The sequence below is a fragment of the Serratia marcescens genome (assembly GCF_006715005.1).
GTDB classification, from domain to species: Bacteria; Pseudomonadota; Gammaproteobacteria; order Enterobacterales; family Enterobacteriaceae; genus Serratia; species Serratia montpellierensis.
Map to the genome: position 1 here is coordinate 463,193 of NZ_VFMJ01000001.1, position 15,622 is coordinate 478,814.

At 54.7% G+C, this 15,622-nt stretch carries 15 protein-coding genes; 11 read left to right on the forward strand and 4 right to left on the reverse strand.

Annotated elements, in window-relative coordinates; translation table 11 throughout:
* Window positions 1-4 precede the first annotated feature (4 nt).
* The 4 genes from FHU12_RS02285 to FHU12_RS02300 are packed head-to-tail and all read left to right on the forward strand — an operon-like array spanning window position 5 to window position 2,579.
* Complete coding sequence (locus FHU12_RS02285) at window positions 5-757, forward strand: phage minor tail protein L (protein ID WP_141967149.1); 753 nt, start codon at window positions 5-7, stop codon at window positions 755-757.
* Between the two features lie 2 nt (window positions 758-759).
* The gene (locus tag FHU12_RS02290) at window positions 760-1,476 is read left to right on the forward strand and encodes a C40 family peptidase (RefSeq protein ID WP_060437585.1); all 717 of its coding nucleotides are present in this window, start codon (window positions 760-762) and stop codon (window positions 1,474-1,476) included.
* Window positions 1,477-1,501: 25 nt separating this feature from the next.
* On the forward strand, window positions 1,502-1,927 hold the full coding sequence (locus FHU12_RS02295) for a lipoprotein (protein ID WP_141967151.1): 426 nt from the start codon (window positions 1,502-1,504) through the stop codon (window positions 1,925-1,927).
* Between the two features lie 52 nt (window positions 1,928-1,979).
* Window positions 1,980-2,579: a tail assembly protein gene (locus tag FHU12_RS02300; protein ID WP_141967153.1), complete on the forward strand. Its 600-nt coding sequence runs from the start codon at window positions 1,980-1,982 to the stop codon at window positions 2,577-2,579.
* A 109-nt stretch (window positions 2,580-2,688) separates the two neighbouring features.
* On the opposite strand, the gene FHU12_RS02305 is transcribed toward FHU12_RS02300, so the two are convergent.
* Window positions 2,689-2,937 carry a hypothetical protein gene (locus tag FHU12_RS02305; protein ID WP_141967156.1) on the reverse strand — a complete coding sequence of 83 codons (249 nt, stop codon included), beginning with the start codon at window positions 2,935-2,937 and terminating at the stop codon, window positions 2,689-2,691.
* Between the two features lie 172 nt (window positions 2,938-3,109).
* On the opposite strand from FHU12_RS02305, the gene FHU12_RS02310 reads away from it, so the two are divergent.
* From FHU12_RS02310 to FHU12_RS27350, 4 genes are read left to right on the forward strand one after another with little or no spacing between them, the layout of a single operon-like run.
* Complete coding sequence (locus tag FHU12_RS02310) at window positions 3,110-6,325, forward strand: TipJ family phage tail tip protein (RefSeq protein ID WP_141967158.1); 3,216 nt, start codon at window positions 3,110-3,112, stop codon at window positions 6,323-6,325.
* Between the two features lies 1 nt (window position 6,326).
* Window positions 6,327-7,316, forward strand: a complete 990-nt coding sequence (locus tag FHU12_RS02315) for a DUF6453 family protein (protein WP_141967160.1) — start codon at window positions 6,327-6,329, stop codon at window positions 7,314-7,316.
* A gap of 49 nt (window positions 7,317-7,365) precedes the next feature.
* Complete coding sequence (locus tag FHU12_RS02320; protein ID WP_141967162.1) at window positions 7,366-8,523, forward strand: tail fiber domain-containing protein; 1,158 nt, start codon at window positions 7,366-7,368, stop codon at window positions 8,521-8,523.
* A gap of 3 nt (window positions 8,524-8,526) precedes the next feature.
* Window positions 8,527-9,909: a phage tail fiber protein gene (locus FHU12_RS27350; RefSeq protein WP_260440689.1), complete on the forward strand. Its 1,383-nt coding sequence runs from the start codon at window positions 8,527-8,529 to the stop codon at window positions 9,907-9,909.
* 67 nt (window positions 9,910-9,976) lie between these two features.
* Here FHU12_RS27350 and FHU12_RS02335 read toward each other — a convergent pair whose 3' ends face one another.
* Entirely contained in the window at window positions 9,977-10,216 is a 240-nt protein-coding gene (locus FHU12_RS02335) for a hypothetical protein (protein WP_141967164.1), read from the reverse strand.
* Between the two features lie 299 nt (window positions 10,217-10,515).
* Window positions 10,516-11,364, reverse strand: a complete 849-nt coding sequence (locus FHU12_RS02340; protein ID WP_141967166.1) for a MurR/RpiR family transcriptional regulator — start codon at window positions 11,362-11,364, stop codon at window positions 10,516-10,518.
* 167 nt (window positions 11,365-11,531) lie between these two features.
* Between FHU12_RS02340 and murQ the strand changes: the two genes are divergently transcribed.
* Genes murQ through yfhb form a run of 3 tightly spaced genes read left to right on the forward strand, consistent with a single transcriptional unit; the run spans window position 11,532 to window position 14,471 of the window.
* Complete coding sequence (gene murQ / locus FHU12_RS02345; RefSeq protein ID WP_141967169.1) at window positions 11,532-12,425, forward strand: N-acetylmuramic acid 6-phosphate etherase; 894 nt, start codon at window positions 11,532-11,534, stop codon at window positions 12,423-12,425.
* An 18-nt stretch (window positions 12,426-12,443) separates the two neighbouring features.
* Window positions 12,444-13,811: a PTS transporter subunit EIIC gene (locus FHU12_RS02350; protein ID WP_141967171.1), complete on the forward strand. Its 1,368-nt coding sequence runs from the start codon at window positions 12,444-12,446 to the stop codon at window positions 13,809-13,811.
* Between the two features lie 3 nt (window positions 13,812-13,814).
* On the forward strand, window positions 13,815-14,471 hold the full coding sequence (yfhb, locus tag FHU12_RS02355; RefSeq protein WP_141967172.1) for a phosphatidylglycerophosphatase C: 657 nt from the start codon (window positions 13,815-13,817) through the stop codon (window positions 14,469-14,471).
* A 48-nt stretch (window positions 14,472-14,519) separates the two neighbouring features.
* Here the strand turns inward: yfhb and FHU12_RS02360 are convergent, their stop codons facing one another.
* A complete protein-coding gene (locus FHU12_RS02360) occupies window positions 14,520-15,572 on the reverse strand; it encodes a DUF2157 domain-containing protein (protein WP_141967175.1) in 1,053 nt (350 codons plus the stop codon).
* Window positions 15,573-15,622: the final 50 nt, after the last annotated feature.

Consider the following 15,622-nt stretch of genomic DNA (forward strand, 5'->3'; position numbering starts at 1 on the left):
AATTATGTCGATAAACACCGATCACCAGCGCCTTGAGCCTGGGAGTAAAGTGCGTCTATTCGTCGTGGACGGAACGAAGTTTAACGGACCAGAGCTGTATTTCCACAACCATGCAATCCCCTATTCTGAAAGTGAACTGGAAGCCGCCGGTGATGACCCCGGTAAGCTGCTGGCGAAGTCTATTTGGTGGCAGGGGCAGGAATACAAACCGTGGCCGGTGAAGATTGAAGGGCTTGAGGTGACCAGCGATGGATCAGCGCCAAGCCCTACACTGACCGTCAGTAACATCGACGGCACGATCGCCTCACTTTGCCTGTACTACCAGAACATGGCCAAGGCAAAGGTAACGATCAGGGACACTTACGCGCATTATCTTGATGCACGCAATTTTCCCGAGGGCAACCTGGAGGCCGATCCTTCTCAGGAAGATATTGACGTTTGGTATATCGATCACAAGCTCAACGGCAACAACAAAGAAATTCAGTTTGCGCTGTCCTCACCCGCTGACCTTGAAGGGCTAATGATCCCGACGCGGCAAATCCACGGCCTCTGCACCTGGTGCATGCGTGGTCAGTATCGCGGTGCGTCGTGCGGGTATGCCGGCAACAAGTATTTTGATGCTGACGGCAACCCGACCGATGACCCGTCTAAGGATGAATGCTCTGGCCTGCTCTCTACTGGGTGTGAGCCGCGTTGGGGGAAAGGTAATCCGCTGCCGTTCGGCGGGTTCCCTGGCTCCGCCTTGCTGAAGAGGTGATCATGCGAAAGCACATTATCAGTGCGATCATGGCGCACGCAGAAGCGGAGTATCCACGGGAGTGCTGCGGGCTGGTGGTGCAGAACGGCAGGCGACAGCGTTATGTGCCTTGCCGTAATTTGGCTCCTGAACCAACGGAACAATTCAGCCTGGCGCCGGAGGACTATGCCGAGGCAGAGGATAGCGGCGATATTGTCGCTATCGTTCATAGCCACCCGGATGCAACGACGCAACCGAGTCACCTAGATCTTGCACAATGTGACCTGTCACAGCTGCCGTGGATTATAGCCAGTTGGCCGGAGGGAGACATTCGGCAGGTGATGCCTACAGAGGGTATAAAACCGCTGCTGGGCCGCCCGTTCGTGCATGGGTTCTGGGACTGTTACGCAATAGTGCGGGACTGGTATGCACTGGAGCGTAATATATCTCTCCCCAATTTTGAACGGGATGATGGCTGGTGGGAACGGGGTGAAAACCTCTACATGAAACATTACGCCGAAGCCGGGTTTGTACCGGCATCCGGTGAAATACAGGTCGGCGACGTAATCATTATGCAGGTGCGCGCTGATGAACCGAATCACGCTGCGGTTTACCTGGGGGATGGCGTAATGATCCACCACATGTACGGACACATGAGCCAGCGCGTGCCGTATGGCGGTTACTGGCTGGCGCGGACGATCATCACTCTGCGGTACGACGCTAATCTGCTATCATCTTGAATCCTACATAAGAAGGGATTTCAAAATGCGGAAAATCATTTTAGCCATTGCTGCCACAGCTATTTTGTCTGGTTGTTCTACTGACGTTGTGCCACTTAGCCAGGCTATTAATGCACCATCAGAACGCGTGTTTAAATATCAAGATACGGCTAAAACTAACGCCTTAATTACGGTTGTTCGAGATAGCGGTTTTGGTGGCAGTGGGTGCCTCACAACAGTATTTATAAATGGTGAAAGAGCTGCTCGACTTGACCCAAAAGAAAAAGTCACTTTTCATATAAATAGTGGTGAATGGGTAATTGGTGCTGCTTATGAAGGAAAGGCCTTGTGTTCTAGTGGAAAAGAGAGGCAAGAGCGTGATTTTAACATCTCCCCTGGCGAAGAAAAAGTTTTAAGGGTTTATACTGATAGCAACGGTAATGTTGATATAAAGCCAACAACTATCAGATGAATGTAATTGAATTGTCATGAGGCCGCAAAGCGGCCTTTTTTTATGGGGGCGAATGATGGAAATGATACAGAGATATAGAACTGTAAGATTGTATGGTTCCCTTGGTGCGAATTTCGGCCGCGTTCATAATTTAGTGATTGACACTCCAAGAGAAGCAATTAAAGCGTTATCGGTAACCATTCCGGGATTTGAACGCTTCTTACAAACAGCGAAGGGGCGTGGGCTGACATTCGCTATTTTTAATGGAAAAAATAATATTGGCATAGATGAAATAAAGTTCTCAGGCTGTGAGGATATAAGAATAGCGCCATTGATTATTGGAAGTAAGAAGGCAGGGGTATTTCAAACTATTTTAGGTGCCGTGATTGTTGCTGCCAGTGCAGTATACGGTTTTTACACTGGTGACTGGAGCAACGCAGCTTATGGTTTCCAAGTAGGCGGAGCAATGATGCTAGGTGGCGTTGTTCAGATGCTTTCCCCCATGCAAAATGGATTAGCTCGAAGGGAAGACCCGGACAATAAACCCAGCTACGCATTCGGAGGGCCGGTTAACACCATTGCCCAAGGAAACCCCGTTCCAATTGGCTACGGGAAGCGCCGCATCGGTGGGGCAATTATTTCCGCTGGTATCTATGCCGAAGATCAACAGTAAGCCGAGAGGCAGGAGGAAGTTATGAATCGAAAAGTTTATTCAGATGAAAAGTCCACAGAAAAGAAGACCGACACACCGATCTTCTTATATTCATATATTAAAAATGGAACTATCGAGTTACGGTTACTTTGCCTAAAAGATTAGATACAATGTTTTTTTCTACATTTGCAATATCTGGTGAGTTGAAGGCGCTGAGGTCAGCATCTTGTATTAGCTCAAGAACACCATCTTTTTTAACAACGCCAGCACCAATCATTGCGGATATTACATAAAGAGTCAGCTCACTTCGAATATGAAGATGTGTAAGCTTCCCTTCTAATTCTGCGACTTTTTTCTCAAGATCTAGCATTGAACCCATTTTGATATCCTTTTCAGAGTTAATCAGCCATCCCTCTGATTTCAAACGTCCATGCCTCTACATGGGCGGGCTGAGTCACTACAAGATAGTGCCTTAATTTTATCCGTAAACCCTGATATTTGATCAGTGTATTCACTACGCCGCTTATCGCGGCTCTTTTCATTGGTGCAATATGAGAAATGTAACGATAAAAGGTCGAAAAGGCGGAAGTAGTAACACCACAACCCCAACTGAATCGCCCGATTCCTTGCAATCCACCTCTTACGCAAAAATCCTTTTGGCGTTGGGTGAGGGGGAATGGGAGGGAGGACTGGACGGCACAAACATTTTTCTTGATGGCACGCCAATTGTTGCCGCTGATGGTACTCAAAACTTTCCAGGCGTGAAGTGGGAATTTCGCCCTGGCACACCCGATCAGGAATACATTCAAGGCATGCCTGATGTAGAGAATGAAATCACTGTCGGCACAGAGTTAACCAGTCAGACCCCGTGGGTTCGCTCATTGACGAACACCCAGCTGTCCGCTTTTCGTTTGCGCTTCTCATGGCAGCAGTTGCAGCAGCAGTTAGATAACGGTGATGTAGTCGGCTACCGGATTGAATATGCGATCGACGTGGCGACGGATGGCGGCGCGTATCAGGAAATGTTGAAGACCGCTATCGACGGCAAGACAACAACGAAATATGAGCGTAGTCATCGGATTGACCTGCCAAAAGCGACGACCGGCTGGCAGGTGCGTGTGCGGCGTCTCACACCGAACAGCACCAGTAACCGCATCGCCGATAAAATGGTTACGGAGTCTATTACCGAGCTGATTGATGTGAAGTTGCGTTATCCAGAAACCGCATTGCTGTTTGTGCAGTTTGACGCAAAACAGTTCCAGAATATCCCAGCGGTATCGTGTGAGCCAAAAATGGGCATCGTTCGTGTACCGACAACCTACGACCCGATAACCCGCTCATATACTGGCACATGGGACGGCTCGTTTAAGTGGGCCTGGACAAATAATCCGGCGTGGGTTTTCTACGATCTTCTGATTAACGACCGATACAGCATCGGCGAGCGTATCAAAGCCGAAAATCTGGTGATGACGAAATTCGACTTGTACGCCATTGCTCAGTATTGCGATCAGCTGGTGCCGGATGGGCGGGGCGGTGATGGGCTGGAGCCGCGTTTCTTGTGTGATGCCTATATCCAGTCACAGGAAGAAGCCTGGACGGTTCTGCGCGACTTCGCCAACATCTTTCGTGGCATGACTTATTGGGCAAAGAACAGCATGAACGCGCTGGCTGATATGCCTCGCGATCTGGATTACACCTACACCCGCGCCAACGTGAAGGATGGGGAGTTTCGAGACTCCAGCGCCAGCGAGAAAACGCACTACAGCATGGCGATGGTCAGCTGGGCGGACCCGGCAAACGGCTATCAGGACGCAGTGGCGCCGGTGTTTGAAAATGCACTTATCCGCCGCTACAACATCAAGCAGGCTGACATTACGGCGATCGGTTGCACCCGCGAAACCGAAGCTATCCGCCGTGGTCGCTGGTTGCTGCTGACCAATGATAAAGATCGGGTGATTAATTTTACCGTAGGTATGGACGGTAACATTCCGCTGCCTGGTTATATCATCGGTGTGGCAGATGAAACGCTGGCGGGTAGGCCATTGGGTGGCCGCATCAGTGCCGTTTCTGGCCGCAATATTACCCTTGATCGTGAGTCATCGGCGGCAGTGGGTGAGCGCCTGATCGTTAACCTACCATCGGGTAAGTCGCAAGCTCGCACGATTCAATCGGTAAATGGCCGTATTGTTACGGTCACTACTGAATACAGCGAAGTGCCTGTGGCGGAATGCGTCTGGGCTGTTGATGCCTCCGATCTGGCGATTCAGCTATTCCGTGTTACCGGTGTTACAGAAAATGAAGATGGCGTGTCGTTTGATATTACAGCCATAGAGCATGACCCGAACAAATATGCGCGTATCGATACCGGCGCTCGCATCGAGGATCGCCCGATCACGGTTATTCCTCCGGGCGTGCAACCTCCGCCGAAGAATGTGGCGATCAGCAGCTTCTCAACTATCAACCAGAATATCGCGGTAACCACCCTACGTGTAACTTGGGAACCGGCTGAGAGCGCTATTGCCTACGAGGCTGAATGGCGGAGAGATAACGGAAATTGGATACCAGCGGCAAGAACATCAACGCAGGGCTTCGAAGTGCCTGGTATCTACGCTGGCCGATATCAGGCCCGTGTGCGCGCCATAAACGCGGCAGAGATTTCCAGTATCTGGGCGAATGCCCCGGAAACCTACCTGAAGGGGAAAGAAGGCAAGCCGCCGGTGCCGGTCGGCTTCAAGGCATCTCCGTTACTGTGGGGTATCCAGCTCGATTGGGGATTCCCAGACGGGGCCGAAGACACGCTGAAAACCGAAATTCAGTATGCGGACAACGCCGCCGGGAATAACGCGATGTTGCTGGCCGATATCCCGTACCCGCTGCACACGCACACCATGACCGGGTTGAAGGCGGGGCAGGAGTTCTGGTTCCGCGCGCGGTTGCAAGACCGTACCGGCAATCAGGGCGACTGGACAGGCTGGATTAAAGGGCAATCCAATGCTAATGCCGGAGACTACCTGGAGAGCATCGGCGATGGGTTCCTTACCGACAAGGACGGCGACCGCCTCACTGGCGACATTGACACAAACATTGAGGCTATCATCCAGAACGCGCTGGCCAACAACGCGACGGTTGAGCACCAGTGGGCGCAGTACGGCACGGTGCGGGCTGATATTCTGGTGGTGAAAACCACGATAGCGGAAGTCGATCACGCCTTGGCCGAACTGTCTACGCAGGTGCAGGCGCAGATTGACGACGTGACAGCGGTACTTGAGGACAAGCTGACGGCAACCGTTGATGCTGACGGCGCAACGGCCATCCACACACTGAAAGCCGGTGTGAGGGTAAACGGCGTGTTCTACAACGCGGGCATGTCGATCGCCGTGCTGGCGGAAACCGGCAAACCCGTTATCACTCGCATCGGTTTCAACGCCAATCAGTTCGTGCTGATGAGCGGCAGCGGCGACACGCAATACTCGCCGTTCGCTGTGGTTAACGGCCAGGTGTTTATCAGCGATGCTTTCATTCAGAACGCCTCTATCACGTCGGCGAAAATAGCGGATGCAGCAATCACAAACGCCAAAATCAGTGGATTTATTCAGTCCGACAATTTCAGCGCGACCAGCGGTTGGCGTATGGATAAAAGCGGTGCAGGGGCCGGGCAAATCCAGATTAACGGCGGCGACGGTAATGGGCGCATGGAGATACGCGGCGACCAGATTAATGTTTATGACGCTGGCGGTAATCTGCGGGTGAGAATGGGGAGGTTGTAACGTGGCGTATGGCCTGTGGATGAATGGCAAAGAGCTGGCGGCGGTTAATAGCATTTCACTGTTAGCCAACGATAAAGAACCCTGGGCGGATGGCAATAAACAAAAGATTTATACTCCGCCTGATTACGTCGCTGGGAACCCGGTTTTTCTGGTTGGTCAGACCGGGTATATATTCGGCAGCCAGACAAATCCCCCGTCTTACGGCGGGGTTACTGGATGGCGAACCGATGGGGGGAGGATAATTGTTGATTTTACCAATGCAAATCAGCAGGCGTTCTTTACCGAGTTCAGCATATACCAGGTTCAACCGCCGCAATCAGTTTCCGGCACGTATGGAATAATGATTCAAAACTCGGTGGACTGGATGAGCATTAACAGTTCGTCCAGGCTGGGCTTTGTTGCGTGGAAAGGGGAAGTGACGATTAACGGCAAATGGACATTGCCAGTCGTTCAAAACGATAACACCAAGGTTGTCTTTGTACGGTGCGATGACCCCGGCGTTTCTATTTACCATGCTGTGCAATATAACGAATTAACGGTATCGCGTGATAATGGTTCCGGTGAAGCAGTGTTAACCACAGCCAATGTGAAAGTGGTCATTATGAACAGCGGTTATTACCCACCGACGCCAAGCGGCTACGGAATGGTGATAAAGAACGCTGCCGGTAATAACACATTCACCAGCGATACAGAGCCGTTAGTTTGGGATGGTCGTTCGGTGAATGTCGGCAGGAACCCCGAAGATTTAATCGATACAGGGATAGCTAGGCCAATGATTCCCCTTGCCGTTAATGCGTTTATGCGTGGTGACTCTCAAGGTAGCGGCGGGGTTTATAACTACTACAGCTGCGGCTATCGGTTTAACGGCAGCGCCGTCCAATTCTGGCGTTCTGAATCAGGGAGAAGAATACAGACCCAGTGGAATACGTCAAACCGATGGTACTCGTCACAGATGCCGCTCATGGTGATTAACGCAGACCATTATTTCTAACAACCGGCCACTGAGCCGGTTTTTTCATGCAACGATTTAGGAGAGCATCATGCCCGCAGGCACTCTTACCCTAACGAACAACTCCGCCATAGTGAAAGGTACGGGAACGGCGTTCAATACCGAGCTGAAAGCCGGTGATTTCATCGTGAGCGTTGTCGGCGGCGTCACGTATACGCTACCGGTGAAAACCGTTGATAGCGCCACACAGGCGACGCTGATTAAAGCCTATGACGGCCCAACGCAGGCGGGCGCGGCATGGTATGCCGTACCGCGTGACGCGATGAACACCATTACCGCACAGCTGGCCGCAGAGACAGCCAAAGCCCTACGCGGGCTGAACCTCGATAAAAACAACTGGCAACAGGTATTCAGCGGCACCGGAAACATTACGGTGACATTGCCTGACGGCAGCACTTACACCGGCCCGGCCTGGAATAGTTTTACCGCTGCATTGAATTTGAAGGCGGATAAAACAGAAGTCGATAAAAAGGCCAATAAAAGCGACCTCGGCAACTCGGCGTCTCGTGATGTCGGAACTACTGCGGGGACAGTGGCAGCTGGCAATGACTCTCGTATAACTAATGCTCTACAAGTAGATAAATTTAACGACATTAATCTGAGGAATCAAGGGGCTAAAGTCGCTCAAACTATTGGGTTTTGGCAAGCAGAGAGTGGTTCCAATCAGTTAAAATCTAGAATTTCTGTTGCTGTTGGTGATACTGGTTTTTCATATTTATCTTTTATGTCAAATCGTCCATCAGCAGGTTCTGTGCTGGATATTTCATTCTCAATAAATGGCAATAACAAAGCCGTGACAACAGAGTCTGGATATCTGCTTCAGGAGAATGGTGTTAGAGTTTATTCGGCGAGTAACCCAGGCGGTTCTTGCGATATAAAATTCAAGGAAAATATTGCACCTGCCCCGGATAATTACGCACTTTCCATTGTGGAAAAAATGAATTTTGTCAGTTTTGACTATACGCAAGATGCTCCGAACGCGCCTGATAAAATGAGTTCAAGCTGTGGCCTTATTGCGCAAGAACTGGAGTTAATCTCTGATGAACTTATAAGAAAGACAATTGGTGAGGATTCATACAAATATCCAGACATCCAAAACCTATTGAATCTTGCACTTAAGGCTATTCAAGAGCAGGGGCGGTTAATCTCCCGCCTTGATACCGAATTGAATTTACTGAAGGAGAAATAAATAATGGTATTAATCAGCGGCGTACTAAAGGGACCTTACGGCGATTCTCGTTCTGGCGTAACGATTACGATGCGCTCGATGAAAACTTCTTCCACGGTGTTGAATTTAGCGAAGTCGCAATCTGTCACCGATGATACGGGCCGGTATTCGCTAAATGTTGAGCCAGGTGCCTACGAGGTGATTGTGTCAGTTTATGGCGCACAGCCGGAACGAGTGGGCACTATAGAGGTTTATACCGACTCCCTACCCGGTACACTCAATGATTTCCTGCGTCGTTCAGGTGAAAGTGATATCACGCCAGAGATAGTGCAAACTGTCGATCGCCTGCGAGCTGAGGCGGCTTTGTCTGCCGACAAATCAGCGGCTTCGGCAGCGGCGGCAAAAATCAGTGAAAACAATGCGGCTGGCACTCTGGCATCCGCAATAAAAAACGGACAGTATGGGCAAGTTGTACCTCCACGTATTCAGGGCCCCACTGGAGCGAGACGCTATTGTAAAATCGCTACCAGTATTATCACAGCAACAGGTTCGATAGGCGTTCATTTTGCAATTGTTGGTGGTCGTAACTATGGCTTGCCGGGGATGGATGTAAAATATGTTTACTTCAGCGGGCGTGGAGCGACAACGACGGCATTGCATGCCCGTGGGCTAGAAATTCTTTCTCTCGGCGTAACTCCGGGAGCTTCGGATATCGAGGTTGGTGCTGCATTCAATGAAACTACCGCGCAATGGGAACTGTGGATTTCAGGTCCGGCATTTAACGTGCCGAGTGTTACATTGATTGGCAACGTTGATGGGCAGGTAATGGGGGGCGTTGTGCCGATGGCCGAATACAAATGGCAGGCAAGCCAGCCAGCAGGTTATAAAGCCTACGCAATAAAAAACACTTACTCAGATTATAACGTTACAGTTGACGGGAATGGGTTCCTGAAGGCAGCCTCGCCGATCGCCAGGTTGTCCGGCTCCCCAGAATCAATGCAAGACGACTATCTCTCTGGCGGTTTTTCACTCTCTGGTTGCGCGGCGGTGAACGGTGAAGCGGCAGGAGTATCAGCTGAGCGGGTTTCCACTGGCGTTTACAAAGTCACCGGCGCATTAGGTTTTGCGGAAGAGGGCTGGAACATCGAAGTACCTCAGGACGTGAACGGCAACCGCCTATGCTTCGTATCAGCCGACACCGGCAAGGATGGCATAATCTATGTGAAGGTCAGCAAACGCCGCTTTGACATCGACACAGCCGCGATTGTGGTCGGTGAACCGATGGATATTCCGGCCGGGCGTTGGATTGATCTGCGCCTGGAAATGCCTGTACGCGAAGTTGAAGTAACACCTGAACCCGGGGAGGAAACCGCGGCCCTTGAAAATGGGAACGTTGACCCTATCTAAAATCGGCTGCCCCGTCGCCGGCCTCGTAGTGTTCAGTAAGGTTGAACATCGGCAGGGGCAGCACCTATCACTTGTAAAGCACATCAAAATTAAACGCTATGGCCGCATCAACGGCTTTACCTTGAGTCTGAAACGGTACATCTGACACGAGCGGCCAGCCCCCCTTATGCCAAACATAAAGCCAGTGCTGCTGCTCCTCGTCTTCGCGGATTGCGAACATCGGAGGGCTGTTCTGCTGAGGTTCTGGGTATCTGTCGTTTTCGTTGAGAATGAATATCTGTCGGCCGGCGAGGGTAATGCTACCCATAGATGTCACCTTTTATATCTGGGTACATATACAGAATTATCTGGATGGATTATGCGTTTTGGCAAGTTGGGCAACACAATGATTAAGCGATTTTGTGTTGCGGGGTAGGTATCGATAGGAGGATGACGATGAAATTAAAGGAACGCAAAAAATAACACATGAAGACAACTTGCTGATTAACAAGTAAATTAAATCAATGCTCGCACATGTCGCAGTTGATGCATTTGCGTGTGATTAGCAGGGCCATGGCGTATCTCTCATTATTAACAGGGGTATTTTTCGCAGCGGCATTATACCGGTTAAACCAACTTTTTCATTAACTGTTCGCTGTGCTTGATGCGGTCGCGGGCATGATCGAGATCGTGTTGGATCAGCGCCATAAACAGCAGATCGGTGAGAGCGTACTGGGCCGTGCTGGAGGAGATGGCCGCGCTGCGGGTGTGGGGCTCTTCGGCGATGGTATAGAGGCAGTGGTCCGCGCGCTGCTGCAGGCCGTTGGGAGAGAAGCTGGTCAGCGCCAGCACTCTGGCGCCGGCCTGGCGCGCCTCTTCCGCCGCCAGATTGATTTCACGCCGTTCGCCGCTGAAGGAGATAGCCAGCAGCAGATCGCGCTTATCCAGCGCCTGTACCGCCGCCAGCTGGACGTGCATGTCCGCTTCGGCCACTGCCATCACGCCGATTTTCAGCAGTTTGAAGGAAAAATCCTTGGCCACCAACCCGGAAGCGCCGATGCCGATCAGCATCACCCGGCGCGCCTGACGCAGCATGTCCAGCGCCTGATGCAGCCGCTCTTCGCTGTTGATGTCCAGCGTCGCGCGCAGCGCCGCCTGCTTTTCCGCCAGCAGTTTTTCACCGACGATTTTCAGCGTGTCGCTGCTGAGGATGTGGTTGTGAACGGTCACTACCGGTTCGGCCTGCGGCTGGGCCAGCGTCTCGCTCAGCGCCAGCTTCAGCGCCGGGAAACCTTTATAGCCCAGCTTTTGGGCGAACTTGACCACGCTCGACTGGCTGATGCCTGCCAGCTGGGCCAGCTTTTGTGAGCTGAGATGGCGCGCCTGCTCGGCGTTATTCAGCAGAAAATCCGCCAGTTTGCGGTCGTTTTGCGCCAGTGTCGGATACATCTGGCGAATGCGCAGAAGGGTACTCATTGTTCTTTCCCTGGAAACCAGCGGCTATTTTGCCACGCAGAGGGCGAAAACGCGCGGTGAAAATTTTTGTGAGCTCGTCGTTAAAATAACAAATAGCGCTCGCTTTGTTGAATAAAATATTCAAATATTGATTTAATTTTGTGAATTAAAAATTCAAAGGTGAACAGATGAACTTAGGCGCACTGGTATCGGAAACCCGCAACCCGGCCACCATGGGGCTGGATGAGATGTCGACGCTGGACATGGTCCGCTGCTTTAACCAGGAAGACCGCAAGGTGCCGGAGGCGATTGAAAAGGTGCTGCCGGCGATTGCGCAGGCGGTCGATTTGGCTGCGGCGGCGTTGAAGGCCGGTGGGCGGCTGATTTATCTGGGCGCCGGTACCAGCGGCCGCCTGGGCGTGCTGGATGCCTCCGAGTGCCCGCCGACCTTCGGCGTGCCGCACGGCGTGGTGGTGGGGCTGATCGCCGGCGGGCCGGGCGCGCTGCTCAAAGCGGTGGAGGGGGCGGAAGACGACGATGCCCTGGGCGAAGCCGATCTCCGTGCGCTGAACCTCACCGCCGTCGATATGGTGGTGGGGCTGGCGGCCTCCGGGCGCACGCCTTATGTGATTGGCGCACTGCGCTATGCGCGTGGGCTGGGCTGCCCGACGGCGGCCATCTCCTGCAACCCGGATTCGCCGATCGCGCATGAAGCGCAGGTGGCGATCTCGCCAGTGGTGGGGCCGGAGGCCCTGACCGGCTCGACGCGCCTGAAATCCGGCACCGCACAGAAACTGGTGCTCAACATGCTGTCGACCGGCGCGATGGTCAAGCTGGGCAAGGTCTACCAGAACCTGATGGTGGACGTGAAGGCCACCAACGTCAAACTGGTGGATCGCGCCTGCCGCATCGTGGTGGAGGCCACCGGCGCCGAACGCGCTCAGGCGGAGGCGGCGCTGGCGCAGACCGACTTTGAGGTTAAACCGGCGATCCTGATGATTTTGGCCGGCGTCAGCGCCGAAGAGGCGCTGCAGCGACTGCAGCAGCACGACGGTTACCTGCGCGCGGCGCTGGCGCGTTAATTCACGGTGGGGGCGGCGATGGACAAGACAACGGCATTGGCGACACAGATCCTGGCGGGCGTGGGGGGCGAGGGCAATATCCTCAAACTGGAGAACTGCATGACGCGGGTGCGCGTCGAGGTCAGCGACGAGCAGCGTCTGGACTTGGCCGCCCTCAAGCAGCTGCCCGGCGTGAAAGGCTATATCAAACAGGGTGAGCAGCATCAGTTTATCGTCGGCCCAGGCGCCGCTGCCAAGGTGGTGGACGCCATGCGCGCCTTGCTGAGCGGCAGCGCGCAGCCCGTCGTCGCCGTCGGTGATGCGGCGCGCACCAAGGCGCAGGCCAAGCAAAAATACGCTGCGCCGATGAGCGGCGCGCTGAAAAAGCTGGCCGATGTCTTTATTCCGCTGATCCCGGCGTTTATCGCCTCGGGTTTGATCACCGGCATCATCAACCTGCTGAAACGGCCTGACATCGCCGGCCAGCTGGCGGTGGACTACCCGAACGTGCTGGGGCTGTTGGCGATCTTCGGCAGCGCGGTGTTCGCCATCATGAACATTTTGGTCGGGGTCAACGCCGCGCGGGTATTCGGCGGTTCTCAGGCGATGGGCGGCGTGATGGCCGGCATTCTCTCCAGCCCGGCGCTGGCGCAGATTACCTTGTTCGGCGAGGCGTTGCAGCCGGGGCGCGGCGGAGTGATCGCCGTGCTGCTGGTGGTGGCGTTGATGTGCTGGGTGGAGAAACGCCTGCGCACGCTGCTGCCGGAGTCGGTCGAACTGATCCTTAACCCTTTGCTGACCACGCTGGTCACCGCCTCGTTGGCGATCCTGATTCTGCAGCCGATCGGGGGGATTATTTCCGACGCCATCGCCCACGGCGCCAATCTGGCTATCGACAAGGGCGGGCTGCTGGTGGGAGCGCTGCTCTCGGGGCTGTTCCTGCCGCTGGTGCTCTCCGGCCTGCATCAGGGGCTGGTGCCGATCCACGTCGAGCTGGTGCAGGCGCACGGTTCCAACCCGCTGCTGCCGATCCTGGCGATGGCCGGCGTCGGTCAGGTGGGGGCGGCGCTGGCGGTGCTGTTGAAAACCCGCAACGCGCGGCTGAAGAAGGTGATCAAAGGGGCGTTGCCGGTCGGCATTCTCGGCATCGGCGAGCCGCTGATCTTCGGGGTGACGCTGCCGCTGGGCCGGCCGTTTATCGGCGCCTGCCTCGGCGGCGCGGTCGGCGGTGCGCTCATCAGCTACTGGAAGGTGGCGACGGTCATCACCTTCGGCATTTCGGGACTGCCTTTGGCGTTGACCATCGTCTCAGGTAAGGTGATGTTGTATCTGGCGGGGATGCTGATTACGATTATCGCCGGTTTTCTCTTCACCTGGATGATGGGGTTCAACGATCCCGAGGAGTAGCGTTTGAGCGTCAAGCAGCAACCATCGGCCTCAGAGGGGCGCCGCGTGGTCTTTTTCGATCTGGACGGCACCTTGCATCAGGAGGATATGTTCGGCAGTTTCTTGCGCTTTCTGCTGCGCCGTTTGCCGCTGAACCTGTTGCTGGTGATACCGCTGCTGCTGCCGATCGGTCTGGCGCTGCTGCTGCTGGGGCGCGCCGCGCGTTGGCCGATGAGCCTGCTGCTGTGGGCGATCACTTTCGGGCGTTCCGAAGCGACGCTGAAGGCGCTGGAGCGGCAGTTTATCGAGGCCTTTCGCCAGAAGGTGACCGCATTTCCGGTGGTGCAAATGCGGTTGCGGCAGTACCTGGAAGAGCACGATGCCGAAGTGTGGCTGATTACCGGCTCGCCGGAACGGCTGGTGGAGCAGGTGTATCGCGATTCGGCGTTTCTGCCGCAGGTGCGGTTGATCGGCAGCCGCATCACGCGCCGCTGCGGCGGCTGGGTCTTGACCCTGCGCTGCTTGGGAGCGCAGAAAGTGGTGCAACTGGAGCAACGGCTCGGGGCGCCGCTGAAGCTATACAGCGGTTACAGCGACAGTAAGCAGGATAATCCGCTGCTGTTCTTTTGCGAGCACCGCTGGCGGGTAAGCAAGCAGGGCGAGCTGCAACAGCTGGAATAAATCAAGGGCGGGGGATCCCGCCCTTATTGCTTTTTGTCGGTACCGCGATCAGTCGTCGGTCACGTCGTGCGGCTTGCGCCCCAGCTGCCAAATCTTCTCCGCATAATGCCCCAGCGCCCACAGGCTCAGGCCGAGCAGCACGAAGAAAATCGCCTTCGGCATGCTGTCCCAGAAAAACTCGAACAGACGGGTATACAGGTTGATGCCGAGGAAGGTTAGCCCGAAGCCGCGCAGCATGGCGTCGTCATGCTTCAGCCCCAGCCAAATGGCGGCGAGGGCGACCAGCCCGAACAGCAGGCTCCAGTGGAACAGCTCGATCTGGCGTGCGCTGTACCAGCTGTCGAGATCGCCGTAGTTGCCGAAGATAGACAGCAGCCACAGGGCGATAAACAGGTACAGCAGGCCCATCGCCAGCGACACCCGCTGCAGACCGCGCTGCGCCAACAGCGGCCGCAGCAGCAACGCGGCGGCGATCAGCACTGCACCAAAGGCGATAAAGCGAATCGGGTAGCTCATGCCGAGCCAGTAGGCCCCCCAACCGGACAGGTAACCGGTCTCGGCGCCGAAGGCGTTGCCGAGCGACAGCAGGGCGAACCACCACACCAGCCCGGAGCGGCTGAACCAGCCGATCGCGCCGTACAGCAGCGCGGCGAACAGCAGCAGCACGGAAACCCGGCCGCTGCCGTTATCCAGCCAGACCCCCAGCTGCCATAAGGCGCAGGCGGTAAGCAACACGGCGACAAACAGCGCCGCCTCGTTGCCGTAGCGTTTTTCCGGGTGGCGCCGGCGGCGACGCAGCGCCCAGACGTAGGCCAGCGCCGCCAGTACGCCGGCGATCGCCATGCGCACCGGCGCGTCGAAGCGGAACAGTCCGCTGAGCCATGCAAGCAGTTCGCTGTCGGCGAACAGGCTGGTGACGGCGATCAGCAGCGAGGCCAGCGCGGCGAGAAACGCATAGCGCGCCAGCCGCCGCCAGTCGAAAGGCTGCACGTCCACATGCTGCAGCAGTTGCTGCCGTTGTTCGGGCGTCAAGGCGCCTTCCCCAACCCAGCCGTCCAGCGCCTTACGCACCACGGTGGCGTTCTTTTTACTGAGTTTCATGCTTCTTGTCCCTGAATCACACGCTGATTTGGCCAGTATAGCCATTGGCG

Bases quoted from the DNA above. Each gene is read 5' to 3' on its own strand.
- FHU12_RS02305 (WP_141967156.1), bottom strand. From the start codon at position 2,937: ATGGGTTCAATGCTAGATCTTGAGAAAAAAGTCGCAGAATTAGAAGGG.
- murQ (WP_141967169.1), top strand. From the start codon at position 11,532: ATGAACTTAGGCGCACTGGTATCGGAAACCCGCAACCCGGCCACCATG.
- FHU12_RS02350 (WP_141967171.1), top strand. From the start codon at position 12,444: ATGGACAAGACAACGGCATTGGCGACACAGATCCTGGCGGGCGTGGGG.
- FHU12_RS02335 (WP_141967164.1), bottom strand. From the start codon at position 10,216: ATGGGTAGCATTACCCTCGCCGGCCGACAGATATTCATTCTCAACGAA.
- FHU12_RS02290 (WP_060437585.1), top strand. From the start codon at position 760: ATGCGAAAGCACATTATCAGTGCGATCATGGCGCACGCAGAAGCGGAG.
- FHU12_RS02360 (WP_141967175.1), bottom strand. From the start codon at position 15,572: ATGAAACTCAGTAAAAAGAACGCCACCGTGGTGCGTAAGGCGCTGGAC.
- FHU12_RS02340 (WP_141967166.1), bottom strand. From the start codon at position 11,364: ATGAGTACCCTTCTGCGCATTCGCCAGATGTATCCGACACTGGCGCAA.
- FHU12_RS02295 (WP_141967151.1), top strand. From the start codon at position 1,502: ATGCGGAAAATCATTTTAGCCATTGCTGCCACAGCTATTTTGTCTGGT.
- FHU12_RS27350 (WP_260440689.1), top strand. From the start codon at position 8,527: ATGGTATTAATCAGCGGCGTACTAAAGGGACCTTACGGCGATTCTCGT.
- FHU12_RS02310 (WP_141967158.1), top strand. From the start codon at position 3,110: ATGAGAAATGTAACGATAAAAGGTCGAAAAGGCGGAAGTAGTAACACC.
- FHU12_RS02300 (WP_141967153.1), top strand. From the start codon at position 1,980: ATGATGGAAATGATACAGAGATATAGAACTGTAAGATTGTATGGTTCC.
- FHU12_RS02285 (WP_141967149.1), top strand. From the start codon at position 5: ATGTCGATAAACACCGATCACCAGCGCCTTGAGCCTGGGAGTAAAGTG.
- FHU12_RS02320 (WP_141967162.1), top strand. From the start codon at position 7,366: ATGCCCGCAGGCACTCTTACCCTAACGAACAACTCCGCCATAGTGAAA.